This window comes from Pseudarthrobacter sp. MOO14 (assembly GCF_058267675.1).
Genome location: NZ_CM177849.1, coordinates 558,958 through 584,689, shown reverse-complemented (window position 1 = coordinate 584,689; position 25,732 = coordinate 558,958). Strand labels below are relative to the sequence as shown.

The following is a 25,732-nucleotide window of genomic DNA, read 5'->3' as shown; positions in this document are numbered from 1 at the left end:
TTACTTCGGCGGCAACAATCCGGCCCGCTTTTCGGCGGCCGGACCTGCCTGCCGTGACCCAAAGTGAATGACCTGTGGCGTTCACCAGGAGTGCAACCATGCATATTCTCGATTCCCTCGATGCAGCTTCGCTGCGCAACGATGTTCCCGAGTTCCGCGCGGGCGATACCCTCAAGGTCCACGTGAACATCATCGAAGGCAAGAACTCCCGTGTCCAGGTGTTCCAGGGCTTCGTCCTGGGCCGCCAGGGCGATGGCGTCCGCGAAACCTTCACGGTCCGCAAGGTTTCCTTCGGTGTCGGCGTGGAGCGTACCTTCCCGGTGCACTCCCCGATCATCGAAAAGATCGAGGTCGTTACCAAGGGTGACGTCCGTCGCGCCAAGCTTTACTACATGCGCGCACTGCGCGGTAAGGCTGCGAAGATCAAGGAAAAGCGCGACTTCGCCACCGGCAAGTAAGTTCCTTTCGGACTTGCCACTCGGCTGGGACGCGGCCGTGACCGGCCAGCGCCGGAGCAATCCACCAGCGCCAGGATACGGACCATGCACCAGACAAAACGCCAGCCCCGCACCATGGGCTGGCGTTTTGTGTTCCTGGCCCTGGTCCTTGCCGTCACCATCAGCGGCGTGGTGCGCTCCTTGTGGATCGATGTCTACTACATTCCCTCCGAGTCCATGGAGCCGCTACTCCAAGGCGGTGACCGGATCCTGGTCTCGCGCACCGATTTCCAGGCCGACCCCATCAGGCGCGGGGACATCGTCGTCTTTGACGGACGCGGTACGTTCGCGCCCCTGAACAGCGGCAGGGGTCCGCTGATGGACGCAGCGGGCGGCCTCGCCCAGTGGCTGGGCCTCACCGGGAGCGACACCACCTACGTCAAGCGGGTCATAGGCCTCCCAGGCGATACGGTGGTCTGCTGCGACGCGGGCGGCAAGGTCACCGTGAACGGGGTACCGCTGGATGAGCCGTACATCTTTCCCGGAGAGGTCCCGAGCACGCAGAAGTTCAACTCGGTGGTCCCCGAGGGCAGGTTGTGGCTGATGGGGGACCACCGGTCGGTATCCGCCGATTCGCGCAGCCTGCTGGGAGCTCCAGGAGGCGGCATGGTCCCGCTGGAGCGCGTCGTCGGCCGGCCGGTCCAGATCCTGTGGCCCCTTGATAGATTTGCTCCAGTAGAGCGGCCGCCAGTGGTGGGGCCGACAACACAGAACGGACGGTAAATGCCCGAGAACCCAGCGCGGAATCCTGAACCGCGCCATGACGGCGCCGCAGGGAACCAGGGCGTTCCAACCCCCGCAGAGCCGGGCGACAGTCCCGAGGCCGGCACGAACTCCCACCGGAAGGGCGGCTCCCGCTCCAAACCGGCCGGAAAGGCCACGGGCAACCCTTTGCTCGGGTGGCTCAAGGAGATTGCCACCGTCGTGGTCATCGCCGTTGTGCTGTCCTTCCTCATCAAGACTTTCCTCTTCCGGGCGTTCTTCATCCCGTCCGAGTCCATGGTGAACACCCTTGATGTGGACGACCGGATCTTCGTCAATCTCCTCGTCCCGGAGCCGTTTGCGCTCAGCCGAGGGGACGTGGTGGTGTTCCGCGACACCAAGGGCTGGCTGCCGCCAACAGCAGCAAAAACCCAGGGGCCGTTCACCTGGGTTCAGGACGGCCTGACGTTTGTGGGGTTGCTGCCCGACAACACCGACCAGCACCTGGTCAAGCGGGTCATCGGGCTGCCCGGCGACCACGTGGTGTGCTGCGACGCCGGCGGTAAACTGACCATCAACGGAACAGCCGTGGACGAGACCTACATCAACCCCGCCGAAGTCCCGCAGGTCCGTAACTTTGACGTCACCGTTCCGGAGGGCAAAGTGTGGGTGATGGGCGATAACCGTAACCATTCGGCGGATTCCCGGTCACACATGGAAAACGACGGCGGCTTCATCGACCTCAAGGACCTTGAGGGCAAGGCCGCCGTCATAGCGTGGCCGCTGAACCGGATCAAGACCCTGGACAACTACCCGGACGTGTTCCGCAACGTCCCGGCGGCCCGCTGACCATGCCGTCCGCCACCCGCACCGTCCCCGCAGCAGCGCCGCGCAGAAGCGTCGGAGCCACGCCGGCGCGCGGGGCCAAGGCGCCCACCTTGCGGCACGAGCGTACGTTCAAGGCCCAGGGCGTGCGGCTCCTGGCCGGCGTTGACGAGGTGGGCCGCGGTGCGCTTGCCGGGCCGGTCAGCGTGGGAATTGCTGTCGTGGACCTGGAGCGCCAAAAACCGCTGGCGGGCGTGCGGGACAGCAAGCTCCTCAGCCCGGCCGAGCGCGAGCGGCTGGAACCGTTGGTGCGGCGCTGGAGCGTTGCGTCGGCGGTTGGCCATGCGACCGCCGCCGAGATCGATTCGCTCGGCATCATTGCAGCCCTGCGGCTGGCAGGAACCCGTGCCTGGGGGGCCATCCTGGGAGCCGGAATCATTCCGGAAGCGGTGCTGCTGGATGGAAGCCACAACTGGCTTTCCCCGGCAGAGCAGCTTTCCTTGTTCGACCAGCCGGTGGTGGAAGCCGCCTGTGAAGCGCCCGTCCACACCAAGGTCAAAGCGGACATGCAGTGCCTGAGTGTGGCCGCAGCGAGCGTCATCGCCAAAGTGGAGCGTGACCGGATGATGCGAGAATTGCACCTCGAGTACCCGGATTACGGCTGGGACATCAACAAGGGTTACGCCACCGCAGCCCACCGTGATGTCCTGCGCGCAGCCGGACCGACTCCCTACCACCGGGTCAGTTGGCGGCTGCTTGGCGGCGAGTTGCAGGGCACCGAATCTCCTGACGAAGACGCGCGGGACGAAGCCTGAGTCCTGCTCCCGGCGCCGGCGCCCCCGGACATGGTGCAAGATGGAAGCATGAGTGCCGAGGATCTTGAGAACTATGAAACCGACATGGAGCTTCAGCTCTACCGTGAATACCGCGACGTCGTCGGCCTGTTCACCTACGTTGTCGAGACCGAGCGGCGTTTCTACCTCGCCAACCACGTGGACCTGCAGGCCCGCAGCGCCGACGGCGAGGTCTACTTCGACCTGACCCTCCAGGACGCCTGGGTCTGGGACGTTTACCGCTCAGCGCGCTTCGTCAAGAGCGTCAGGGTCCTGACCTTCAAGGATGTCAACGTCGAAGAACTGCCACGAAACGAGGAGCTGGCCCTGCCCAAGGACGTGGACCTGGGCAACTAGCAGCGCTCCGACTCTTCCTCCACAGAAAGGCCCTGTCCACATACGGCAGGGCCTTTCTGTGCCCTGCAGCGGTTCGCCGCCAAGCTGGTTCCGGAGGTAGACATGAAATCGAAGGACCTGCTGGGCCGGCGCGGCGAAGACCTCGCCACCGGTTATCTGGAAACGCTGGGAATGCTGGTGGTGGAGCGCAACTGGCGATGCACCGAGGGCGAGATCGACATCGTGGCCCTTGACGGTGACGCGCTGGTCATCGCAGAAGTCAAAACACGCCGCTCCCTGGACTTTGGCCATCCCTTCGAAGCCGTGGGGCCGGAGAAGCTGGCACGCCTGCACCGGCTCGGCGCCGCCTGGTGCCGCGACCGGGAATTGCGGATGCCCCTGCGCCGCGTGGACGTTATCGCCGTGGTGGACGACGGCGGCGGCCACCCTGTGGTGGAGCACCTCAAGGGGGTTGGGTGATGGCCCTGGGGCGGACTTACTCCATCGCCCTGGTAGGCCTGAACGGGTACGTGGTCGAAGTGGAGGCCGACATTGGCCAAACACTGCCGGCTTTCGTCATCCTCGGGCTCCCGGACGCGGCCCTCAACGAAGCCAAGGAACGGATCCGTTCTGCCGCGAAGAACTCCGGCATCCCGCTCAGCCGCCGGAAGATCACCGCCAACCTCATCCCGGCGTCGCTGCCTAAACGTGGTTCGGGTTTCGACCTCGCGGTCACCATGGCCGTGCTGAGGGCATCGAACGATGTCAAAGCCACCGGACGTACCGTCTTCATTGCCGAGCTCGGCCTCGACGGACGGCTGCGGCCGGTGCGGGGAATCCTGCCTGCCGTAATGGCCGCGGTACAAGCCGGCTATCCGGACGTCGTGGTGGCGCAGGCAAACCTTGCCGAGGCATCGCTCGTGCCTGGCGCCAGTGTCCGCGGCTACCGCACGCTGGCGCGCCTGGCCCTGGACTTCGGGGCGGATCCGCAGGAGCTCGCCTTGGACTTTGAACCGGACGACGCCGACGATGTTGACGATGGACACCCGGCGGCCGGGCCGTGTCCGGACATGGCCGATGTTGCCGGCCAGTCCGAGGCACGCCAGGCGTTGGAAGTGGCTGCCGCAGGGGCACACCACCTGCTCCTCACGGGGCCGCCCGGGGCAGGTAAAACCATGCTTGCGGAACGGTTGCCGGGCCTTTTGCCGGATCTTGGTGACCATGAGTCCATGGAGGTCACGGCCATCCACTCGCTGTGCGGCCTGCCGGCGTCCGCGGTCCAGCTTCTGCGCCGGCCACCCTTTGAAAACCCGCACCACTCAGCCACTGCGGCGGCCATCATCGGAGGCGGTTCAGGACTTCCGCGGCCGGGGGCGGCATCCCGCGCCCACCGCGGCGTGCTGTTCCTTGACGAGGCCCCGGAATATGAACGCCGGGTTCTCGATGCCTTGCGTCAGCCCCTGGAGAGCGGTGAGCTGGTGATCCACCGGGCGGCCGGGACTGCCGCCTACCCGGCCCGCTTCCAGCTGGTGCTGGCCGCAAACCCCTGCCCGTGCGGGAAGGCCTCCGGCAAAGGCCTGGACTGCACGTGTACCCCCGTGATGCGCCGCCGTTACCTCGCCAGGATGTCCGGCCCACTCCTGGACCGGGTGGACATCCAGTTGCAGGTGGAAAGGGTCTCCCTGGCCGAGTTCGGGCAGGCCGGCCGGGAGGAAGATACCGCAACGGTCGCACTGCGGGTCAGGGCAGCACGTGAGCGGCAGGGAGAGCGGTTGCGGTGCTTTGGCCTGGAAACGAACTCGCAGGTCCCGGGGCGCATCCTGCGCGGTGACTTGCGACTCGCTCCGGCAGCCACCCGGATCCTGGACCAGGCCTTGGAGCGCGGGGTCCTGACCGCCCGCGGCTATGACCGCGTCCTCCGGCTGGCATGGACCTTGGCCGACCTGGGCCGGCGGGACCTGCCGGACGCCAACGACATCGGGCAGGCGCTTGGCTTACGGCAGGCTGCCGCGGCGGTGGCGTGAGGAGGACGGCAAACGTGAACGAACTAAAGGAACTGCGCGTGGCAAACGATTCGGCAAACCATCCAGCAAAGGTTGACGAGCGGTTGGCCCGGGCAGCGTTGTCCCGCCTCATGGAGCCCCAGGACGCCGCAGGCCTGGCCCTCGTGCATGTTGCGGGGGCAACGGATGCCCTTCGGATTGCCACCGGTCGGGTCACGGCCGGGGCTGACCTGGAGCGTGAAATCACCTCGTTGCTGGCTGACAGCGGGGCGAGCAGCTGGGCGGGAATGGCTGCAGCCTTGAAGCGCTGGCAGCCGCGGATCCCTGACCTGGCTCCGGAACGTGACCTGGCCACGATGGCACGGCTGGGTGGCCGCCTGATCATTCCCACGGACGAGCTGTGGCCCTCCCAGCTGGCCGACCTCGGCATCCAGGAGCCCCTGTGCCTCTGGTGGCGGGGTCAGGAACACCCGCTGCCGGACGCAGCCATGTCCATCGCCCTGGTAGGTTCCCGCGACAGCACCAGCTACGGGGCTGCGGTAACAGGGGATCTGGCATACTCGCTGGCGCAACGGGGCTTCACGATAGTGTCGGGCGGCGCCTACGGCATCGATGCACACGCGCACCGTGCCGCCCTCGCGGGAGGATCCTCGGCCGTCCCGACCATCGCTGTGATGGCCGGCGGAGTGGACCGGTTCTATCCGTCGGGAAACGAGGACCTGCTCCGGGCCGTGGCCAACCAAGGCGCGGTCCTGGCGGAGGTACCGCCGGGATCGGCTCCCACGCGGTACCGGTTCCTGCAGCGGAACCGGCTGATTGCTGCGCTTTCGTCAGTGACAGTGGTGGTGGAAGCGCGGTGGCGCTCCGGTGCGCTGAACACAGCCCACCACGCCGAAACCCTGGGGCGGGCAGTGGGGGCGGTCCCCGGATCAGTCCACAGTGCCAACTCGGCCGGCTGCCACCGGCTCCTGCGGGACGGTGGCGCGGTCTGCGTCACCGATGCCGCGGAAGTGGCCGAACTCGCCGCGCCCAGCGGAGCGGGGCTGCCCGAACAACGGCCAGGTGCAGCCGCCGTGCAGGACGGGCTGACCCTGGAGGACTTGATCCTGCTGGATGCACTTCCGCTGCGCTCCACCACGTCGGTGGAAAAGCTCTCGGCGGTGGCCGGCTTGGGACAGGACTCGGTGCGCGCCGGCCTCGGCCGGCTGGGGCTGCTCGGACTGGCCGTCTCTGAACGCGGCGGCTGGAAACGAGGCAAGGTATGACCGTGTCCGGCTGCGGTGAACGAGGGCAAGCCTGAGACAGTGTAGGAGTGGACCATGACGAACTGCCCAAGGAGCTCGGCTCGGCACTGGACGCATTTGCCGCCTACCTGTCGGGGGAGCGGGCCGTGTCGGAGCATACCCGGCGTGCCTACCTGGGGGACCTGCGGAGCCTCCTGGCGCACGCCGCATCCGAGGGCGCGACCGGGCTGAAGGACCTTGAACTAGGAACCTTCCGCCGTTGGCTCGGCAGCCAGAGCTCGGCGGGTGCCGCACGCTCAACGCTGGCGCGCCGGTCCGCTACGGCCAGGGCATTCACTGCCTGGGCCCTCCGGGAAGAACTTCTGGAGACGGACCCCGCCCTGCGCCTGAAAGCCCCCAAGCGCGAAGGATCATTGCCGGGAGTACTCCAGGCCTCCCAGCTGGCGCGAATGCTGGAAGGGCTCGAAAACTCGGCACTGGACGGTGACCCGCTGGCCGTCAGGAACCGTGCCATCGTGGAACTCCTCTACGCCACGGGCATCAGGGTAGGTGAACTTGCCGGGTTGGACGTCGACAACCTGGACCCGGACCGCCGGACGCTGCGGGTCATTGGCAAAGGCAACAAGGAACGTACCGTGCCCTACGGTGTGCCGGCCGCCCTCGCTGTTGACGATTGGCTGCGGCGGGGCCGCCCTGCCCTGGCGACGGGCACCAGCGGGCCGGCGCTGTTCCTGGGTGCCCGCGGTGGCCGGGTTGACCAACGCCAGGTCCGCACCCTGGTCAACGTTCTTTTCGGTGCCCTCGGTGACACTTCCGTGTCCGGGCCCCACGCCTTGCGGCATTCCGCTGCAACCCATTTGCTCGACGGCGGCGCGGACCTGCGTGCCGTGCAGGAGATCCTTGGCCACAGCAGCCTCGCCACGACCCAGATCTATACGCACGTCTCGGTTGACCGCCTGCGGAAGAGCTACCAGCAGGCTCACCCCCGGGCCTGACGGTGTGGCTCATCGCACTGGCGTAATTCCACGGGGTACGGCACAATGAGAGTCACGTCCGGCAACTTTCAAGTCCCGCTTGAAGCTCCCTGAGCTTCATGCGGCTCGGCAAGTCCGGACACAGCTTAGTCTGATACACCTGAATATCGGGAACCACCGCCGCAGTGCAGGGCACGGCAGTTCCATCCGGGCAGAGGTCGTTGGGGAAGACGTACCTAGAGCTATGGAGGATGGAATGTCTGTTGCAATGACCCGCGGTGTGCTGTTTGTTCACTCAGCCCCTACAGCCCTGTGCCCCCATGTCGAGTGGGCAATCGGGGCTGTGGTGGATAAGCGGACGGACCTTGAGTGGACCCCGCAGCCTGCCGCGCCCGGAATGTTCCGTGCGGAGCTTTCCTGGACCGGAACCCCCGGCACGGGATCCAAGCTGGCGTCCTGCCTCCGTGGCTGGGCGCATCTGCGCTATGAGGTGACCGAGGAGCCTACCCAGGGCGTGGACGGCGGCCGGTGGTCGCACACGCCAGAGCTGGGGATCTTCCATGCCGTCACCGACGTGCATGGCAACATCATGGTGTCGGAGGACCGCATCCGCTACGCCTACGAATCAGGTGCGGGCGATCCCGCTGCCGTCTATCACGAACTCTCGCTGGCCCTGGGCGAGGCGTGGGACGAGGAACTGGAGCCGTTCCGCCACGCTGCCGAAGGCGCCCCCGTGCGCTGGCTGCACCAGGTGGGCTGACCGCCGTCGTCCGCCCGGGCGGCCAAACGAGTACTAATCCATAGCACAAGAGGAGGCCCCGCCAGCCGGCGGGGCCTCCTTTTGCTGTCCAGGCGTTCTGCCGGACGGGGGCTAGATGCTGCGGATGGCCACGACGGCGTTGTGGCCGCCGAACCCGAAGGAATTGCTCAGCGCCACGATGTTCCCGGCAGGCAGGTCGCGGGCCGAGGTGACAACGTCAAGCGGGATCTCAGGGTCCTGGTTCTCGAGGTTGATGGTGACCGGAGCCTTGCGCTCGTGGACGGCCAGGACGGTCAGGACCGCCTCCACCGCGCCGGACGCGCCCAGGAGGTGCCCCATCTGCGACTTGGTGGCGGAAACCGCCACGTTGTCCACGTGGCTGCCCAGGGCGGCACGCAGTGCCGTGTATTCCGGCTTGTCGCCTACGGGGGTCGACGTCGCGTGGGCGTTGACGTGCACCACGTCCTCGGCCTGGATACGGCCGTCGAACATCGCTGCCTTGAGCGCGCGGGTGGCGCCGAGGCCTTGGGGATCCGGAGCGGTGATGTGGTACGCGTCTGCAGTGACGGACGTACCGGCGAGCTCGGCGTAAATGCGTGCTCCACGGGCCAGGGCGTGCTCCTCGGCCTCCAGGACCAGCGCTCCGGCCCCTTCGCCCATCACGAAGCCGTCACGGTCGGTGTCGTAGGGACGGGAGGCGCGCTCGGGCTCGTCATTCCTGCGCGACAGTGCCTGCATGGATGCGAAGGCCGCCAACGGCATGGGGTGGATTGCGGCTTCTGCGCCGCCGCACATCACTACGTCCGCCTTGCCGGAGCGGATGAGTTCGAGGCCGAGGTGCATGGCTTCGGTGCCTGAGGCGCATGCGGAAACCGGGGTGTGGGCGCCGGCTCGGGCGCCCAGGTCCAGGCTGACGGCCGCGGCCACGCCATTGGGCATCAGCATGGGAACGGTCATGGGCAGGACCCGGCGCGGGCCCTTCTCCTTGAGGGTGTCCCAGGCATCCAGCAGGGTCCAGACCCCGCCAATGCCGGTGGCGAACGCAACAGCCAACCGGTCCTGGTCGAATTCGGTGATGCCGGAGTCGGCCCAGGCCTCACGGGCCGCAATGACGCCGAACTGCGTGGATGGGTCCATCCGCTTTGCTTCAACCCGGCTCAGGACGTCCAGCGCGGGTGTGCTGCAGCGGGCAGCGAAATGGACGGGGAGCTCGTACTTGGCTACCCAGTCGTCCTCCAGGGTGCGGGCACCGGAGACCCCCTTGAGGGCGTTGTTCCACATGGTGGGTACATCGCCGCCGATGGGCGTGGTGGCACCCAGACCGGTAATGACTACTTTGCGCGTCATGGGATCACTCTTTCGTCGGTGGGGAATCCGCCTGCGCCAACCGCAGGGTCCCGCACATTTGATGATCGGCCAGTCCCGGTCGGGGCACTGTGCCGGTTAGATGCGGCGGGCTGCCGATCCGGTCAATCCGGATCGGCAGCCCAGCCAAGCCGTGAGACGGCGGTAGCCTGGATTAGGCCTGTGCTCCGGCAATGAAGCTGACGGCGTCGCCGACGGTCTTGAGGTTCTTGACCTCTTCGTCCGGAATGCGTACGCCGAACTTTTCCTCGGCGTTGACCACGATGGTCATCATGGAGATGGAGTCGATGTCCAGGTCCTCGGTGAAGGACTTGTCCAGCTCGACGGCCTCCGGGGCCAGGCCGGTCTCTTCGTTGACGATTTCAGCCAAGCCGGCCAGGATCTCTTCGTTGCTAGCCATTGGTGGCTCCTTTTCTTGTATTGCCGGCAGGGGCTGCCGGAAACGGTCGGGTCGCGGTCGCGGCCCTTGGGCGTATCTAGGGAAGGACAATTACCTGCGCGCCGAAGACCAGCCCGGCGCCGAAACCGATCTGCAGCGCCAGCCCGCCGCTCAGCCCGGGGTTCTCCTGCAGGAGACGGTGCGTTGCCAACGGGATGGAGGCCGCGGACGTGTTGCCGGCGTCGGCAATGTCCCGTGCCACTGTAACCGTCTCGGGCAGCTTCAGCTTCTTCACCATCTCGTCGATGATGCGCATGTTCGCCTGGTGCGGGATGAAGGCAACCAAGTCTTCCGCCTCGATGCCGGCAGCGTCGAGCGCCTGCTGGGCAACTTTCGCCATCTCCCACACGGCCCAGCGGAACACGGTCTGGCCGTCCTGCCGGAGCGTGGGGTAAAGTTCCTGCGCTTCTTCAAGGAGGGCAAGGTCGCCGGTGGAATCGGACTGCCGGGCCGCCATGCCGAGATCGCGGACGTCCAGCAGGGAACGGGTCATGCCGATCGCATCCCATTTACTGCCGTCCGAACCCCACACCGACGGGGCGATGCCGGGAGTGTCGGAGGGACCCACGACGACGGCGCCGGCGCCGTCCCCGAGCAGGAAGGAGATGGTGCGTTCCCGGTTGTCGATGACGTCCGAGAGCTTTTCCGCGCCCACCACCAGGACGTACTTGGCAGCGCCGGAACGGACCAGGGCGTCGGCCTGGGCAATGCCGTAGCAGTAACCGGCGCAGGCTGCGGAGATGTCGAAGGCCGGTGCCGGCGTAGCGCCGATGCGGTCCGCCAGGCTGGCAGCGGCTGAGGGTGTCGCGTACGGGTGCGTCACGGTGGACACGATGACGGCGCCGAGCTGCGAAGGCTCGATCCCGGCCTTCTGCATGGCCTCGCGGGCAGCGCCCTCAGCCATGTCGATCACGCTCACGTCCGCGGCCGCACGGTGCCGGGTCACGATGCCGGTGCGCTGGCGGATCCACTCATCGGAGGAGTCGATCCACTGGCACACGTCTTCATTCGTGACGATGACGTCCGGACGGTACGCCCCCAGTCCGAGGATGCGGGTGTGCTCATGGATGGGAGCCTGCTTCAGCGTGGGGACGCTCATGCGTTCCCCTCCAGTTCTGCGAACAGTGCCAGGGCGGCAGAGAGGTCTTCGGGAGTCTTGACCGCTACCGTCTTGACGCCGGGCATGCCTCGCTTGGCGAGTCCGGCCAGGGTGCCTGCGGGGGCGAGTTCGATGAGTCCGGTGACACCGCGCTTGACCATCGCGTCCATGCAGAGGTCCCACCGCACCGGGCGGGAAACCTGGGCGATGAGGCTCTCGACGGCGGCACCGCCGTCGGTGACCTCGCCGCCGTCGTAGTTGGACAGCAGGGGCACCTTGGGGGCTGCCGGGTTCAGCTGCGGCGCCAGCGCCTTAAGCGCGTCAACGGCCGGTGCCATGTGGCTGGTGTGGAACGCACCGGCCACCTTCAACGGAATCACCCGGGCCTTGGCAGGCGGGTTCGCGGCCAGCGCCTTCAGCTGGTCGAAGGTTCCGGCCGCAACGGTCTGGCCGGCGCCGTTGACGTTCGCGGGGGCCGTGCCGGCTGACTCAATGGCAGCCAGCACCTCGGCGGGGTCGCCGCCCACGACGGCGCTCATGCCGGTGGGCGTGACGGCAGCCGCGGCGGCCATGCTGTTGGCCCGTTCGCGGACAAAGGTCATGGCTTCCTGCTCGGTCAGCACGCCGGCGAGGGCGGCAGCAGTGATTTCGCCCACCGAATGGCCGGCGAGGATAACCGGAAGGGAATTGAGCTCCACGTCGAAGAGGGAAGCCGCCGTGACCAGGCCTGCGGCAACGATCAGGGGCTGCGCAACGGCAGTGTCCTTGATGGTTTCCTCGTCGGAGGTGGTCCCGTGGGCGATCAGGTCGATCCCCGCGATGTCGCTCAGGGCGGCCAGCTGGCCTGCCACCGAAGGTAGTTCCAGCCAAGGGGCCAGAAAACCCGGGGTCTGCGAGCCCTGTCCAGGGCAGACTATTGCAAGCACGTAACCAGCTTTCCAAATTACTGTGTGATCCAGCGGTGTTTCACCGCACCAAGCTCACGGGGTCAGGTTGTAGGAAGTCTACAATGACTCACACTTGGTTCCGGGACGACTGCCGCTCCGTGGCGGCCTTTGGCGGGGCAGAAAGGCGGCCCACCACGAGCGCTGCCTGGAGCACAAACGCCTCCCTGGGCAGCAGCGGGTCCCAGCCGGTGACGTCGCAAACGCGCTTCAACCGGTACCGGACGGTGTTGGCGTGGACGAAGAGTTCCCGTGCCGTTGCCTCCAGCGAATGTCCCAGCTCAAGGTAGGTTCCCAGGGTTTCCACCAGGCCGTTGGACGCTGCCACGAGGGGCCGGTAGATATTCTTGACCAAGGAACGCCGTGCGGCATCATCGCCGGAAATCACCCGTTCCGGCAGCAAATCGTCGGCCGCTACCGGCCGAGGCGCCGACGGCCACGCCCGGGCGGCAGTGAGGCCGGCAAACGCCGATTGCGCCGATCCGCTGGCCTCCAGCAGGGAACCGGCCTCGGGGCCGTAGACCACGGGGCCGGGTGCGAACATTTCGCTCAGCTTCACATAGGCCGATTCGCGGTCCTGCACCCCGCCCAGGATGAGGATCAACCGGTCGCCCTGGATCCCCACCAGTGCGTCCTCTGCGAAACGCCCGGCCATCCGCCGCAGTTCGCTCACGTAGCTGGCGCTGGGTTCGGACGGCGAGTTTCCCACCATGACCGTGAAACGCTCCTGCGCCTTCCAGCCGAGGGCCGCGATGCGGGAGCGGAGCGCATCTGTGTTTTCACCCCGAAGGATCGCATCCACGATCAGGGCTTCCAGCCGGGTGTCCCAGGATCCCCGCGATTCGGCGGCCCGGGCGTAGACATCGGCTGCGGCGAACGCGACTTCACGCGAGTACCGAAGGACTGCTTCGCGCAGGGACGGCTGGTCTGCCTCCGGCGCAATGACGGGAACCTGGTCCTCGACAACCTCCACCACGATCCTGATCAGCTGCAACGCCTTCTGCAGGCTGATGGAGCGGGTCAGTTCCGTGGGCGCCGTCCCAAACACATCCGTCAGGATCCACGACGGAGAGCTTGGACGCTCGTACCAGGTGACGAATGCCGCGATCCCGTTCTGGGCCACCATGCCCAGGGCCGACCTCTCGTCGGAGCTGAGCCGGCTGTACCAGGGCAGCGACTGCTCAAGCTTGCGCATGGTGGTTGTGGAAAGCTGGCCGACGTTGGCCCGCAGCTGCTTTAGGGTTTCGGACTTCTCCGGTGTGACCTTCGGCGGGCTCGGTTTCCGTTTGGCGGACGGGCTGGCTGGTGCTGGCATTCTTTGAGCATACGGCCCCCACCGCGCAAGCTCCATTTGTGCGAAGGCTACAATCCGCTTTGCGCTCCGTCACAGCAGGCAGGCACCCCGGAACGGACAACGGCGGCCCCCTCCGTGATGGAGGGGGCCGCCGTTGGTGCTGCTGCGAAAGGCTGTCAGGCCTCCCCGCCGGCATTGCCGGTGGTGCCGGCATTGACGTTGAGCAGCTTGTACTTCTCGATGGCCTTGACCGGGGCGTCAACATCCACCTCGCCACGGCGCGCCAGCATTTCAAGGGCACGCACCACGATGGAGTGGGTGTCGTTTTTGAAGTAGCGGCGGGCTGCTGCGCGGGTGTCGGAGAAGCCGAAGCCGTCGGCGCCGAGGGTGGCGAATTCGTTGGGGACGAATTGCCGGATCTGGTCGGGGACGGCTTTCATGTAGTCGGTGACGGCGACGATGGGGCCGGTGGCGCCTTCGAGTTGCTGGGTGACGAACGGGGTGCGGGCGGGTTGGCCGGGGTTGAGGAAGGCTTCTTCTTCGGCGGCGAGGCCGTCGCGGCGCAGTTCGTTCCAGGAGGTGACGGACCAGACGTCGGCGGAGACGTTCCAGTCGTCGGCGAGGATGCGTTGGGCGTCGATGGCCCAGGGCACGGAGACGCCGGAGGCGAGGATCTGGGTGCGGGGACCGTCGATCTTTGCCGGGGCGAGCAGGTAGATGCCCTTGATGAGGCCTTCGATGTCGAGGTTTTCGGGTTCGGCGGGTTGGACGATGGGTTCGTTGTACACGGTGAGGTAGTACATGAGGTTTTTGTCCGTGGAGTCCGGCCCGTACATGCGTTCGAGGCCGGAGCGGATGATGTGTCCGATTTCGTAGCCGTAGGCGGGGTCGTAGGTGAGGACGGCGGGGTTGGTGGAGGCCAGCAGGGGAGAGTGGCCGTCGGCGTGCTGGAGTCCTTCGCCGGTGAGGGTGGTCCGCCCTGCGGTGGCGCCGATGATGAAGCCGCGGGTCATTTGGTCTGCTGCGGCCCAGAAGGCGTCGCCGGTGCGTTGGAAGCCGAACATGGAGTAGAACACGTAGACCGGGACCAGCGGCACGCCGTGGGTGGCGTAGGCGGTTCCGGCGGCGGTGAAGGCTGCCACGGCGCCGGCTTCGTTGATGCCGGGGTGGATGAGTTGGCCTGCGGGGGACTCTTTGTAGGCCAGGACGAGGTCGCGGTCTACGGAGAGGTAGTTCTGGCCCTTGGGGTTGTAGATCTTCGCGGTCGGGAAGAACGCGTCCATGCCGAACGTCCGGGCTTCGTCGGGAATGATCGGGGCGATGTGCTTGCCGAAGTTCTTATCCCGCATCAGGTCCTTGAGCAGGCGCACGAATGCCATGGTGGTGGCAGCCTGCTGCTTGCCCGAACCGCGCTTGGCCACCTCGTAGGACTTTGCGTCCGGCAAGGTGATCTCGGAGTGCTTGCTGCGCCGCTCGGGCACGGAGCCGCCCAGTGCTGCACGGCGTTCCATCATGTACTTGATTTCCGGCGCGTCATTACCGGGGTGGTAGTACGGCGGCCGGTACGAATCCTTCTCGAGCTGTTCGTCGGTGATTGGGATCCGGAGGTGGTCGCGGAACTTCTTCAAGTCATCCAGGGTCAGTTTCTTCATCTGGTGGGTCGCGTTGCGGCCCTCGAAGTGTGGTCCGAGTCCGTAGCCTTTGACGGTGTGGGCGAGGATGACGGTGGGTTTGCCCTTGAATTCGGTGGCGGCTTTGTAGGCGGCGTAGACCTTGCGGTAGTCGTGTCCGCCGCGTTTGAGGTTCCAGATCTGGTCGTCGGTGAGGTCCGCGACGAGGTCTTTGGTTTGCGGGGTTTTGCCGAAGAAGTGTTCGCGGACGAAGCCGCCGGATTCGGCTTTGTAGGTCTGGTAGTCGCCGTCGACGGTTTCGTTCATGATTTTCACGAGCGAGCCGTCGGTGTCGCGGGTGAGCAGGTCATCCCATTCCCGGCCCCAGACGACCTTGATGACGTTCCAGCCCGCGCCGCGGAAGAACGCTTCGAGTTCCTGCATGATCTTCCCGTTGCCCCGGACCGGGCCGTCGAGGCGCTGGAGGTTGCAGTTGATCACGAAGTTCAGGTTGTCCAGGTTCTCGTTCGCGGCGAGCTGGAGCAGTCCGCGGGACTCGGGCTCGTCCATTTCCCCGTCGCCCAGGAACGCCCAGACCTGCTGGTCCGAGGTGTCTTTCAGGCCCCGGTTGTGCAGGTAGCGGTTGTTCTGGGCCTGGTAGATCGCGTTCATCGGCCCGATGCCCATGGACACGGTGGGGAATTCCCAGAAGTCCGGCATCAGCCGCGGGTGCGGGTAGGAGGACAGGGCGTGGCCGGCGCGGGACTTTTCCTGCCGGAACCCGTCGAGGTCTTCCTCGGAGAGGCGTCCTTCCATGAACGCCCGGGCGTACATGCCGGGGGAGGCGTGGCCCTGGAAGAAGACCTGGTCCCCGCCGCCGGGGTGGTCCTTGCCGCGGAAGAAGTGGTTGAACCCGACCTCGTACAGGGTCGCGGCCCCGGCGTAGGTGGAGATATGCCCGCCGACGCCGATCTCGGGCCGCTGCGCCCGGTGCACCATCACCGCGGCGTTCCACCGCATGTACGCCCGGTACCGGCGCTCGAATTCCTCGTTGCCCGGGAACTCCGCTTCCTGGTCCACCGGGATGGTGTTCACGTAATCGGTGGTGGTCACCATCGGCACCCCGACGCTCTGCGCGCCCGCGCGCTGCAGCAGGCTCCGCATGATGTATTGGGCACGCTCAGTGCCCTGTTCCCTGATCAACGCATCCAGGGACTCAACCCACTCGGCAGTCTCTTCCGGATCACGATCAGGCAGCTGGTTAGTCAACCCGCTGAGGATATGGGAGGTATCTTCTCCTGCAGCCACGTCCAACCTCTCTTTGCGCGCATGAATCGGCGCACTCAGGCCAGGCAGGGTGACTGCCCGGCGTATATACGCCGTGTGCGACGTATCGGTTACAACAGCCCGGTCATGTGTGCCGGGCAGCTTCCTAGCGCTCCTATGCCTGTCCGGAGTCACAGGGGTGTCGTCCCGCGGGCATAGTTGTCACCAGCCACTCTAGCCCTGACGGCAACGCGATGCGTAGCTGCGGTCCAGGTGCTGCTGTTGTATTTCGTTCGTCATACTGGTTGTGTGGCCAATACCCTTGCCGGGCGCAGCCGCAGCTGGATGTGACGCAGAATATGCGCACTCCCGGGGGCGGCAGCTTGAAGCGCAGGCGCAAAGGGTGTTGGCTTGGGAGTAATGGAAATCACTATGCACAACGCATTAATGACGTATTGGAGGAACACGTGAGCGAGGCCGACGCCGCCACTTCGGTAAATGTGGCGGAAAAATTGGGTTTCAAAAATGGGGATCTGATTCAGGAGTTCGGTTACGACGACGACGTCGATTTCGACTTGCGTGACGATATTGAAGACCTCACCGGTTCGGAGTTGCTGGACGAGGACGACCACGAGGTGGCGGACGCTGTCATCCTTTGGTGGCGCGACGGGGACGGAGACCTCGTCGACAGCCTGATGGATTCCCTCACTACCCTGAGCGAAAACGGGGTTGTCTGGGTCCTGACCCCCAAGTCGGGCAGGGACGGTTACGTTTCGCCGGCAGACATCCAGGAAGCCGCACCAACGGCCGGCCTGCATGTCACCACCTCTGCCGGTGTCTCAAAGGATTGGAGCGCGGCGCGCCTGGTCAGCAGGAAGAACAAATGACGGCAGCGGTCGAGGCCGCTTCCGCAGTTGTTCCCGCAGTGGGCACAACCGCGCCCGACTTTGAGCTGGCCAACCAGTACGGTGAGCCGGTGCGCCTCTCGTCCTTCCGCGGACAGAACGTGGCCTTGGTGTTCTACCCGTTTGCCTTCTCGGGGATCTGCACCGGCGAGCTCTGCGAGATACGTGACAACCTTGCCACGTTCGAGGATTCGAATGCCGTCGTTCTGGCAGTGTCCGCTGACAGCAAGTTCAGCCTTCGCGCCTACGCGGCCCAGGAAGGGTACGGCTTCGACCTGCTGGCTGATTTCTGGCCGCACGGGGCCGTGGCAGGCGCCTACGGCGTGTTCGACGCCGGCAGCGGCATGGCCAAACGGGCCACCTTCATCATCGATGCAGAGGGCACGGTCCGGTACAGCGTGGTGAACCCACGGGGCCAAGCCCGCGACTTCGGTGAGTACCGGGCGGCTTTGGCGGATTTGAAGCAGGCCTGAGGCGGATGGCTGAGCAGCGGCGGGGGACAGGCCTGACGGGCTTTGCCAGCATGCCGCCGGTGGCCCCGGCCCCGCCCTCGGGTGCGGATCTTGAGGTGTTGGTCCGGATCCGTGACCTGCTCGCGGGGGTTCGTTTCGCCCTGCTGACCGGGGCCGGGCTCAGCACGGATTCCGGGATCCCCGACTACCGCGGCCCGGACTCGCCGCCCCGTTCACCCATGACCTACCAGGAGTTTGTCCGCGACGCCGCCAACCGGCGCCGATACTGGGCCAGGAACCACATCGGCTGGTCGCATATGCGGCATGCTGATCCAAACCAGGGCCACTATTCCGCAGCCGAACTCGAGCGGCGCGGTTTCCTTACCGGACTCATTACCCAGAACGTCGACCGGCTGCACCAGGACGCGGGCAGTTCAAACGTCGTCGACCTCCACGGCCGGTATGACCAAGTGATCTGCCTGGACTGCGGGCGGACGTATTCCAGGCGCCTCCTTGCCGGTGTTTTCGAGGAACTCAACCCCGGCTTCCTGGAGCGGGCGGCAGCTTCCGGACTCGTGGAAATGGCGCCCGACGCTGACGCCACCGTCGAGGACCAGGCGCTCATCCACAGCTTCGTGGTGGCGCTCTGCCCTGCCTGCGGCGGAACGCTGAAGCCAGACTTTGTCTACTTCGGTGAAAACGTGCCCAAGGACCGGGTGGAGCGGTCCTACGCGATGGTGGACGAGGCAGCCGCCCTGGTCGTGGCCGGTTCTTCCCTGACGGTCATGAGCGGCCTGCGGTTCGTGCGGCACGCCGCCAAGCAGTCAAAACCGGTGGTCATCATCAACCGGGGTGCCACCCGCGGTGATGACAAGGCAACCATCAAACTCGAAGCCGGGGTCAGCCAGGCATTGGGCTACCTGGCAGCTGAACTTCCTCCCCTGTAGTGCGGGAAGGCCCCGGGCGGGCCGATTCGCGTTTGCGGTCCAACGTCGGGTAGAGTTTATGTTCGTTGGTTGCGGCGTTACCGCCGGAAACCGCGCAATTTGGGTCTTTAGCTCAGCTGGTAGAGCGCCACGTTTACACCGTGGATGTCATCGGTTCGATCCCGGTAGGACCCACTCATGTGAAACCCCGTTGTCCCGCCTTCCCGGTGGGGCGGCGGGGTTTTTGCTTTTCGGTTTCCAGTCCCGTTGTCAGTGCCCTGCCATACGTTGCAGGGATGGAACACGTCATAGTGCACACAGACAGCGAGGGAATGCCGACGGCGGTGGTGAGCCGCGGCAGGGAATGGGCGGTGGGTGCTGCGCCGGTGAGGTGGTACGAACGCGTCAATTGGTGGGAGACCAGCCGCCGGATGCCGAAGGGCAACAGCGGCGTGGATGTGGAGGTCCTGCAGTTGCAGGTGCGGCTGGGTAACAACAGCCGGTCCGCGTTGACCACCATGTATCTCCAGCGTGACGGCCTGGGCGGCGGCTGGCGGCGCAGGGAGTCGGCAGCGGATGCGGCCTGACCGGCCCCGCTTGGTCCGCCGGCTTCGGGGCATTGGAAAACCCTCCACCGCGACTATTGGGGGATGCCGCGGTGGAGGGCCTGGGATGAATATACCGTGAACTCCCGGAAACAAAAAGTCCCGAGGCGCCCGCGTTATCGCCCAGGCGTCGGCGGGCACGGCAGGTCCGCCCAAGCCAGCCACTATGATGGGTTGTGTTCAGCTGAATGGACAGAGCTGATGAGTGCATGCGCCTACCGAAGGAGAATCATGGCCGATTCCCGCACCCCACGTTCCTCCGACGGGCCTGCAAGCGCTTCGCCTGCGCCTGCCGTTACCCGGGCTGCCGCCGTCCTGGAGGCACTGGCTGCGTCCGCAGGGGGACGGCTGACCCTCAGTGACCTTGCCCGCGAGCTGGGAATCCCGAAGTCCTCCACCTCCAACCTGCTGTTGGCGTTGGAGGACGCCCGCCTCATCAGCAGGCAGGGCTCCGAATTCATGCTGGGGCGCAAGCTGGTTGAACTTGGCGCGGCGTATCTCAGCCGCATGGACGAGGTCCAGGAGTTCTACCGGTACTGCGAGCAGGCGCCCACCCTTTCCGGTGAGACGGTGCGGATTGCCATGCTGGACGGGACCAATGTCATCTACCTGGCACGCTACGAGGGGCATCCGGCCGTCCGGCTCACCTCCAACATCGGCGACAAAATGCCGGTCTCCCTCTGTGCTGTGGGCAAGGTCTTGATCGCCAGGCTTCACGACCACGACATCGACGCCTTGTTCCCCGATGACGCCGAGCTGCCCGTCCTCACCCCTAAGTCCCTGCGGACCGGTCGCGAGCTCAAGGATCAGCTGCGGTCCATCCGGGAGCAGGGCTACGCCTTCGAGGACGAGGAATCCACTACGGGCGTGGTCTGCCTGGGCGTGGCCGTCCCCACCCGCGGCTCCCACGGACCCAGCCTGGGGTTGTCGGTGACGGCGCTGAAGGCAACCTATACCCCCGAGCAGGGTGCGCAGATGGTCAAGGAACTTCAGGAACTTGCACGGTCCTTGGGTAATCCCATGAGCTAGGAAGGCGTCCCGCAGGGACCGTGCATGTACTTTTTGGCTTAACCGCTTGCCTGTTGTCCAACTTGCTGTACTCTGTTCAACATAGTGATCGACATCTCGGGTGTCGTTGCTGACCCGCCAGGCCAACGGGGGCCTGGCGCGTGATGAGGGAGTTCTTGTGACAACTCGTACTAATGCACCGCAGGCCGCGGACGGCACCGCCGTCGACGCCGACCAGCTGCGAAGGGCAACTCTTGCAAGTTCCGTGGGGTCCGCACTGGAGTACTACGACTTCTATATCTACGGCCTGGCGTCCGCGCTGATCTTCGGCCCGCTTTTCTTCGCCCCGCTGGGTGAAAGCGGCGCCGTTATTGCCTCCTTCGCCACCTACGGTGTGGGATTTGCGGCCCGGCCCTTCGGCGGCATCGTCTTTGGCCACATTGGTGACAGGTTTGGGCGCAAGATGGTCCTGATCCTCACCATCGGCCTCATGGGAATGTCCAGCTTCGCCATTGGACTCCTGCCCACTTTCGACCAGGCCGGAATGCTGGGTGCGGTCCTCCTCGTGAGCCTCCGCATCATCCAGGGCCTTGGCGCCGGAGCTGAACAGGCGGGTGCCACCACGCTGATCTCCGAGGTGGCACCGCGCCGCCGTCGTGGTTTCTTTGCCGCGCTGCCCTTCGTTGGCATCCAGCTGGGCACCCTCTTGGGCGCCGGAACATTCGCCTTGATGGCCATGGCCGACAAGTCCGTCCTGCAGGGCTGGCTGTGGCGTGTGCCGTTCCTTGCCAGCATCATCCTGATCGGCATTGCGGTGTTCATCCGCCTTCGCCTGAAGGAGACGCCGGTCTTCCAGGAACTGGAAAAGCACAAGGCTGTGGTGAAGAACCCGGTGTCCCAGATCTGGCGTCATTCCAAGAAGAACGTCCTGGTGGGGATCGGCCTGCGTATGGGTGAAAACGGAAACTCCTCCATTTACTCGGCCCTGCTGGTTTCGTTCATCAGCATGCCTGCCGGTGTCTTCCCGGGCGACAAGTTCATCGGACCAACCGGACTGCTGATCGCGGCCGGCTTTGCCGCCGTCATGGTGGTCGCATTCGGTGCCTTGTCCGACCGCTACGGCCGCGTCCCCGTCTACCGCTACGGTGCCCTGTTCCAGGCGGTCATCGCGCTCCCGGCCTTCTACCTGGTGACCCTCGGCAATGTCACGCTCGTCTGGGTGGTCATGGTGGTGGGCATCGCCCTCGGCGTCCAGGCCATGCTCGGGCCGCAATGTGCCCTTCTGCCCGAGCTGTTCGGTTCCCAGCACCGCTTTACCGGAGTTGCCCTGAGCCGCGAACTCTCGGCCGTCCTCGCCGGCGGCTTCGCCCCGATGATCGGCGTCGCCCTGCTGGCGGCCACCAACCACTCCTGGCTGGTTCCCGCCCTGTACTCCCTCGTCCTCGCTGTGATCTCGTTCATCACCACGTTCTTCACGCCGGAAACCGGCGGCCGGGACCTGGTCCTCGTCGAAGACGCCAGCTGACGCCGGCCTGACGCCCGGTCCGGATCATCCGGGCCGGGCGTTTGGCGTGTGCGGGAGACAAGCCGGCCGGCATCGCGGAGGTCGGGAGGTTCCGAGGGGCGCCGTTGATGCTGCGGCCTGATGGGCAGCAGTCCGGCGCCACAAAAAGAACGGCCGCTGCATCCCCTGGGCAGGGGATGCAGCGGCCTTGCCGGTGCCTTGGCCAAGGGTCAGTAGAAGTGGACCGTGTCCACGAGGTGGGGGAGTTCGCCGCCGTCGAGGAAGGTTCGCAGGTTGCTGCAGAAACGGTCGGTGATCAGCCTGTTCTCCGCGGCGCTCAAAGCTGACGTATGCGGCGACACCAGAACCTTCGGGTGGCCCCAGAGCGGGCTTTCGAGGGGGAGCGGTTCCACTGCGAAGACATCAAGGCAGGCGTAGGAGACCTGGCCATTATCCAGGGCCTCGAGCAGCGCGTCCTCATCCACCACGGTGCCGCGTCCGACGTTGACGAAGACGGTGCCGGGTTTCATGACAGCAAATACGTCCCGGTTGAACAGCTTCTCCGTATACGGGGTGCCCGGAAGGGTGTTCACCACGGCATCGGCGGTGGCAAGGAGGCCGGGAAGGCCGTCGTTTCCGGTCACCTGGTCGATGCCTTCCAGGGGCTCCGGGGTCCTCTTGGTTCCGCTGACGGCCATGCCCAGGGCGCGGGCAAGCCGGGCCGTCTCAAGGCCGATCTCACCGAGCCCCGCAATGACCAGCCGGGAACCGCTCACCAGCCGCGTGGGAGTGCGGAGTTCCGGCCAATTCCTGGCCTGCTGGTCCAGCGCCAGCTCGGCGGTGCGTTTGAACCCGTTCAGGATGCCCATCGCTGCGAACTCGGCCAGGGGAAGCGCGTGCACGCCGGCGGACGTTGTGACCTTGAACTTTTGCAGTGTCTGCTGGTCCAGGCCAGACGCTTTAACCGCGCCGCCTGCGCCGGCTGCCATGGCGTGGACCCACTGCAGGTGTCCGTTGTCCGTGGCAATCCGGGCCAGGCCCGACGGGCTTTCGTTGGGGAATCCGTAGAGGACCTGTGCGCTGTTCAGCATCGCCCAATAGCGTTCTTCCTGTTCCGGGGTCCGCCGGAAATCCGGATCTCCGGCGTGGTCCGCCGGGAAGCGCTCCGGCGGCAGGAGGTCGGGCTCGTACAGGACGGTCACGGACGGATCAACGGCCCTGATCCGGTCCACCAGCTCGGCTTCGAGCGGCACGGCAATGGCCACGGTAGTTATGGAAGTCATGGTGTTCATCATACTGAATCATGGCTAGGATATTGAACAAATCTTTAAAGCACGATGACGTGAGGCTGGGTAAATGGAGGACAAACGCGCAGGCTTTGCAGGCCTGGGATTGATGGGCGGACTGATGGCGGCAAACGCCCTCCGCAGCGGATGGCAGGTCACGGGCTGGAACCGGTCTCCAGGGGCAGCGGCCCGGTTGCGGGACCTCGGCGGAACAATTGTCCCCGCGGTGGAAGACCTGGGCCATCTTCCCGTCATCGTTTTCATGCTTCCAGACCTGCCACACATCGAGGAGGCGGCGGCCGGGCTCCTTGCCCGGTGGAAAAAAGAGCCGCCGGCGCCCCAGACCGTCCTGCTGGTCATGAGCAGTGTCTCGCCCACCGCCGTCCAGGTTTTCGGGCGCCGCGTCACCGAGCTCACCGGCGGGCGCGCCCAGGTTGTCGACGCCCCGGTCAGCGGCGGCACCAAGGGCGCCGCGGACGGCACCCTCGCCATCATGGCCGGCGGCGAGGAGTCCGCGTTCCGCAGGGCAGAGCCGCTCCTGCAGGCCATGGGCACCACCGTCCGCCGCCTTGGTCCCCTTGGCGCAGGGTCGCTCGCCAAGGCGTGCAACCAGCTGGTCGTGGGGACGACGACGGCGGCGCTCGCCGAGGCTGCCGAACTGGCAGAGCGTTCCGGGCTCGAACCGGCGGCGCTCTTCGACGTCCTGTCGGGCGGTTTGGCCGGCAGCAGGGTGCTGGATATCGTCGGACCGCGCCTGGTCAGCAAAGACTACGCCCCCACGGGCCCGGCAAAATTCATGCACAAGGATCTTTCCTTCGTGCTCGACGCAGCCCGCGCAGCGGGAACGGCAACCCCGATCGCCACGGCCGCCGCCGAACTCTACGCCGAGCTGAAGCGCCAGGGCCTTGGCGACCAGGACCTCGCAGTAGTGCGCCAAACCATCTCCAACCTCAGCCATAGGGCCGCAGTTGCGGCGGAAGGAACAGCTGCTCCATGAGTTCACTTTTTGATTTGTCGGACCGGGTTGCGTTGGTCACCGGGTCGAGCCGGGGGATTGGCTCGTCGCTGGCCCGGGCGTTGGCGGACGCCGGTGCAACGGTTGTGTTGAATGGCATCAACGGGGAGCGGCTCAAGGAGGCCGAGGCGGCGATGGCCGCCGATTATGCCCCGGGCCGGGTGCATAGTGTCGCGTTTGACGTTACCGATGGCGAGGCGGCAGCCCGGGGTATCGCGTGGATCGAAGAGCATGTGGGTGCGTTGGAGATTCTGGTGAATAATGCCGGGATCCAGCATCGGGTGCCGATGCTGGACCTTGAGGTGGCGGATTGGGAGCGGGTGATTTCCACGGACTTGACCAGTGCGTTCCTGGTGGGGCGGGAGGCGGCCCGGTGCATGATTCCGCGGGGCCGGGGCAAGATCATCAATATCTGTTCGGTGCAGACGGACCTGGCCCGCCCCACGATTGCCCCGTATGTTGCGGCCAAGGGCGGGCTGCGGAACCTGACCCGGGCGATGACGGCCGAGTGGGCCGGGTCCGGCCTGCAGGTCAACGGGATCGCGCCGGGGTATATCCACACCGAGATGACGCAGAACCTGGTGGATGACGAGCAGTTCAATGCCTGGATCCTGGGCCGGACCCCGGCCCGCCGCTGGGGCACGCCGAGGGACCTGGCCGGGCCGGTGGTCTGGCTGGCCTCGGACGGGTCGGATTTTGTGAACGGGCAGACCATTTTCATCGACGGCGGAATGACGGTGGTGGTCTGATGCCCGCGAACACACCCGTCCAGGCAGGGGCCCACATGCTGCCCGGCTCCGGGCCGGCCGTGGTGGCCCACGCCGCGGGGGATCTCCGGGTCGATGTGGTCCCGCTGGCCCGGCCGGCGGATGACCAGGCCGTGGTTGAGGTCTTGTATGGCGGGATCTGCGGGTCGGACCTGCATTACTGGCTGCACGGGGCGGCCGGGGAATCCATCCTGAAGGCGCCCTTGGTGCTGGGCCACGAAATCTCCGGTGTGGTGGTCCGCGCCGCGGCCAACGGCCAGGGGCCGCAGCCCGGAACCGCCGTCGCCGTCCACCCCGCCACCCCCGGTCCGGGCGCGGCCCGGTACCCTGTGGACCGGCCCAACCTCTCACCCGGGTGCACGTACCTGGGCAGCGCCGCCCGCTACCCGCACACCGACGGCGCCTTCAGCCGGTACGTGAACCTGCCCGTCCGGATGCTCCGGGCCCTGCCCGAGGGCATCGACCTGCGCACAGCCGCCCTGGTCGAACCCGCGTCCGTGGCCTGGCACGCCGTCTCCCGGGCCGGGGACGTGGCCGGGAAGACCGCGCTGGTGATCGGCTCCGGCCCCATCGGTGCCCTCGCCGTCGCGGTCCTCAAACGCGCCGGAGCCGCGCACATCACCGCTGTGGACCTCCATCCCAAGCCGCTGGAGATCGCCAAGGCCGTCGGCGCGGACCAGGTCATCAACGCCGCAGACACCGAAGCGATCGCCGCCGTGGAGGCCGATGTGGTGATCGAATCCTCCGGCAACCACCACGGACTGGCCTCCGCCATCCGCGGCGCGGTCCGCGGCGGGACCGTGGTCATGGTGGGGCTGCTGCCCACCGGCATGCAGCCGCTGCCCATCTCGCTGGCCATCACCCGCGAGCTGGACCTCAAAGGCTCCTTCCGCTTCAACGACGAAATCGACCAGGTCATCGCGGCGCTTGCCGACCGGTCCCTGCACATCAGCCCCGTCATCACCCACCAATACCCCGTGGAGGACGCCCTGCACGCCTTCGAGGTCGCCAAAGACTCCACCAGCTCCGGCAAAGTCCTCCTCAGCTTCGACGGGAACGGAAGCAGCTGACCG

26 protein-coding genes and 1 tRNA gene are annotated in these 25,732 nt (G+C 66.1%); 20 read left to right on the top strand and 7 right to left on the bottom strand.

Features of this window, described 5'->3' with window-relative positions:
- Positions 1-98 precede the first annotated feature (98 nt).
- From rplS to AC4EEV_RS02675, 10 genes are all read left to right on the top strand, one after another.
- A complete protein-coding gene (gene rplS, locus AC4EEV_RS02720; protein WP_018759996.1) occupies positions 99-458 on the top strand; it encodes a 50S ribosomal protein L19 in 360 nt (119 codons plus the stop codon).
- Positions 459-542: 84 nt separating this feature from the next.
- On the top strand, positions 543-1,220 hold the full coding sequence (gene lepB, locus AC4EEV_RS02715; protein ID WP_109044994.1) for a signal peptidase I: 678 nt from the start codon (positions 543-545) through the stop codon (positions 1,218-1,220).
- Entirely contained in the window at positions 1,221-2,048 is an 828-nt protein-coding gene (gene lepB / locus AC4EEV_RS02710) for a signal peptidase I (RefSeq protein ID WP_491330093.1), read from the top strand.
- A gap of 2 nt (positions 2,049-2,050) precedes the next feature.
- Positions 2,051-2,839 carry a ribonuclease HII gene (gene rnhB, locus AC4EEV_RS02705; RefSeq protein WP_240617729.1) on the top strand — a complete coding sequence of 263 codons (789 nt, stop codon included), beginning with the start codon at positions 2,051-2,053 and terminating at the stop codon, positions 2,837-2,839.
- A 48-nt stretch (positions 2,840-2,887) separates the two neighbouring features.
- Complete coding sequence (locus tag AC4EEV_RS02700) at positions 2,888-3,214, top strand: DUF2469 domain-containing protein (protein WP_018759992.1); 327 nt, start codon at positions 2,888-2,890, stop codon at positions 3,212-3,214.
- Between the two features lie 102 nt (positions 3,215-3,316).
- Positions 3,317-3,673, top strand: coding sequence for a YraN family protein (locus tag AC4EEV_RS02695; RefSeq protein WP_018759991.1), 357 nt, complete (start codon positions 3,317-3,319; stop codon positions 3,671-3,673).
- A complete protein-coding gene (locus AC4EEV_RS02690) occupies positions 3,673-5,217 on the top strand; it encodes a YifB family Mg chelatase-like AAA ATPase (RefSeq protein WP_018759990.1) in 1,545 nt (514 codons plus the stop codon). The genes AC4EEV_RS02695 and AC4EEV_RS02690 overlap by 1 nt, the downstream gene beginning before the upstream one ends.
- Positions 5,218-5,327: 110 nt before the next feature.
- Positions 5,328-6,461, top strand: a complete 1,134-nt coding sequence (gene dprA / locus AC4EEV_RS02685; RefSeq protein ID WP_491330838.1) for a DNA-processing protein DprA — start codon at positions 5,328-5,330, stop codon at positions 6,459-6,461.
- A 47-nt stretch (positions 6,462-6,508) separates the two neighbouring features.
- A complete protein-coding gene (locus AC4EEV_RS02680) occupies positions 6,509-7,435 on the top strand; it encodes a tyrosine recombinase XerC (RefSeq protein WP_491330092.1) in 927 nt (308 codons plus the stop codon).
- Positions 7,436-7,670: 235 nt separating this feature from the next.
- Positions 7,671-8,174, top strand: a complete 504-nt coding sequence (locus tag AC4EEV_RS02675) for a DUF3145 domain-containing protein (protein ID WP_026264214.1) — start codon at positions 7,671-7,673, stop codon at positions 8,172-8,174.
- Between the two features lie 111 nt (positions 8,175-8,285).
- Here AC4EEV_RS02675 and fabF read toward each other — a convergent pair whose 3' ends face one another.
- The 6 genes from fabF to aceE all read right to left on the bottom strand — a co-directional run bounded on the left by fabF (position 8,286) and on the right by aceE (position 16,233).
- On the bottom strand, positions 8,286-9,521 hold the full coding sequence (fabF, locus tag AC4EEV_RS02670) for a beta-ketoacyl-ACP synthase II (RefSeq protein ID WP_285247744.1): 1,236 nt from the start codon (positions 9,519-9,521) through the stop codon (positions 8,286-8,288).
- A gap of 172 nt (positions 9,522-9,693) precedes the next feature.
- Entirely contained in the window at positions 9,694-9,939 is a 246-nt protein-coding gene (locus tag AC4EEV_RS02665; protein WP_009359314.1) for an acyl carrier protein, read from the bottom strand.
- A 76-nt stretch (positions 9,940-10,015) separates the two neighbouring features.
- Complete coding sequence (locus AC4EEV_RS02660; RefSeq protein ID WP_018759985.1) at positions 10,016-11,077, bottom strand: beta-ketoacyl-ACP synthase III; 1,062 nt, start codon at positions 11,075-11,077, stop codon at positions 10,016-10,018.
- A complete protein-coding gene (locus AC4EEV_RS02655) occupies positions 11,074-12,003 on the bottom strand; it encodes an ACP S-malonyltransferase (RefSeq protein WP_206073900.1) in 930 nt (309 codons plus the stop codon). Before AC4EEV_RS02655 ends, AC4EEV_RS02660 begins: the two co-directional genes overlap by 4 nt.
- 88 nt (positions 12,004-12,091) lie before the next feature.
- Positions 12,092-13,336, bottom strand: coding sequence for a PucR family transcriptional regulator (locus AC4EEV_RS02650; RefSeq protein WP_491330091.1), 1,245 nt, complete (start codon positions 13,334-13,336; stop codon positions 12,092-12,094).
- A gap of 155 nt (positions 13,337-13,491) precedes the next feature.
- On the bottom strand, positions 13,492-16,233 hold the full coding sequence (gene aceE, locus AC4EEV_RS02645) for a pyruvate dehydrogenase (acetyl-transferring), homodimeric type (protein WP_491330090.1): 2,742 nt from the start codon (positions 16,231-16,233) through the stop codon (positions 13,492-13,494).
- A 425-nt stretch (positions 16,234-16,658) separates the two neighbouring features.
- Between aceE and AC4EEV_RS02640 the strand changes: the two genes are divergently transcribed.
- From AC4EEV_RS02640 to AC4EEV_RS02610, 7 genes are all read left to right on the top strand, one after another.
- Positions 16,659-17,078, top strand: a complete 420-nt coding sequence (locus AC4EEV_RS02640; RefSeq protein WP_026265207.1) for a DUF3052 domain-containing protein — start codon at positions 16,659-16,661, stop codon at positions 17,076-17,078.
- On the top strand, positions 17,075-17,569 hold the full coding sequence (locus AC4EEV_RS02635) for a peroxiredoxin (protein WP_018763968.1): 495 nt from the start codon (positions 17,075-17,077) through the stop codon (positions 17,567-17,569). Before AC4EEV_RS02640 ends, AC4EEV_RS02635 begins: the two co-directional genes overlap by 4 nt.
- A 5-nt stretch (positions 17,570-17,574) precedes the next feature.
- Positions 17,575-18,495 carry an NAD-dependent protein deacetylase gene (locus tag AC4EEV_RS02630; protein WP_133832861.1) on the top strand — a complete coding sequence of 307 codons (921 nt, stop codon included), beginning with the start codon at positions 17,575-17,577 and terminating at the stop codon, positions 18,493-18,495.
- Between the two features lie 101 nt (positions 18,496-18,596).
- Positions 18,597-18,669 (top strand) — tRNA-Val (locus AC4EEV_RS02625).
- 101 nt (positions 18,670-18,770) lie between these two features.
- Entirely contained in the window at positions 18,771-19,061 is a 291-nt protein-coding gene (locus AC4EEV_RS02620; RefSeq protein WP_166651777.1) for a hypothetical protein, read from the top strand.
- Positions 19,062-19,310: 249 nt separating this feature from the next.
- Complete coding sequence (locus AC4EEV_RS02615; protein ID WP_018763965.1) at positions 19,311-20,108, top strand: IclR family transcriptional regulator; 798 nt, start codon at positions 19,311-19,313, stop codon at positions 20,106-20,108.
- Between the two features lie 157 nt (positions 20,109-20,265).
- Complete coding sequence (locus AC4EEV_RS02610) at positions 20,266-21,612, top strand: MFS transporter (RefSeq protein WP_491330089.1); 1,347 nt, start codon at positions 20,266-20,268, stop codon at positions 21,610-21,612.
- Between the two features lie 209 nt (positions 21,613-21,821).
- Here AC4EEV_RS02610 and AC4EEV_RS02605 read toward each other — a convergent pair whose 3' ends face one another.
- Positions 21,822-22,886 (bottom strand): D-2-hydroxyacid dehydrogenase, encoded by a 1,065-nt coding sequence (locus AC4EEV_RS02605; protein ID WP_491330088.1) that lies wholly within the window; start codon positions 22,884-22,886, stop codon positions 21,822-21,824.
- A 61-nt stretch (positions 22,887-22,947) separates the two neighbouring features.
- On the opposite strand from AC4EEV_RS02605, the gene AC4EEV_RS02600 reads away from it, so the two are divergent.
- Genes AC4EEV_RS02600 through AC4EEV_RS02590 form a run of 3 tightly spaced genes read left to right on the top strand, consistent with a single transcriptional unit; the run spans position 22,948 to position 25,729 of the window.
- The gene (locus AC4EEV_RS02600; RefSeq protein ID WP_491330087.1) at positions 22,948-23,874 is read left to right on the top strand and encodes an NAD(P)-dependent oxidoreductase; all 927 of its coding nucleotides are present in this window, start codon (positions 22,948-22,950) and stop codon (positions 23,872-23,874) included.
- Positions 23,871-24,641 (top strand): SDR family oxidoreductase, encoded by a 771-nt coding sequence (locus tag AC4EEV_RS02595; RefSeq protein ID WP_491330086.1) that lies wholly within the window; start codon positions 23,871-23,873, stop codon positions 24,639-24,641. The genes AC4EEV_RS02600 and AC4EEV_RS02595 overlap by 4 nt, the downstream gene beginning before the upstream one ends.
- Positions 24,641-25,729 carry an L-idonate 5-dehydrogenase gene (locus AC4EEV_RS02590; RefSeq protein ID WP_491330085.1) on the top strand — a complete coding sequence of 363 codons (1,089 nt, stop codon included), beginning with the start codon at positions 24,641-24,643 and terminating at the stop codon, positions 25,727-25,729. Before AC4EEV_RS02595 ends, AC4EEV_RS02590 begins: the two co-directional genes overlap by 1 nt.
- The last annotated feature ends 3 nt before the right edge of the window (positions 25,730-25,732 follow it).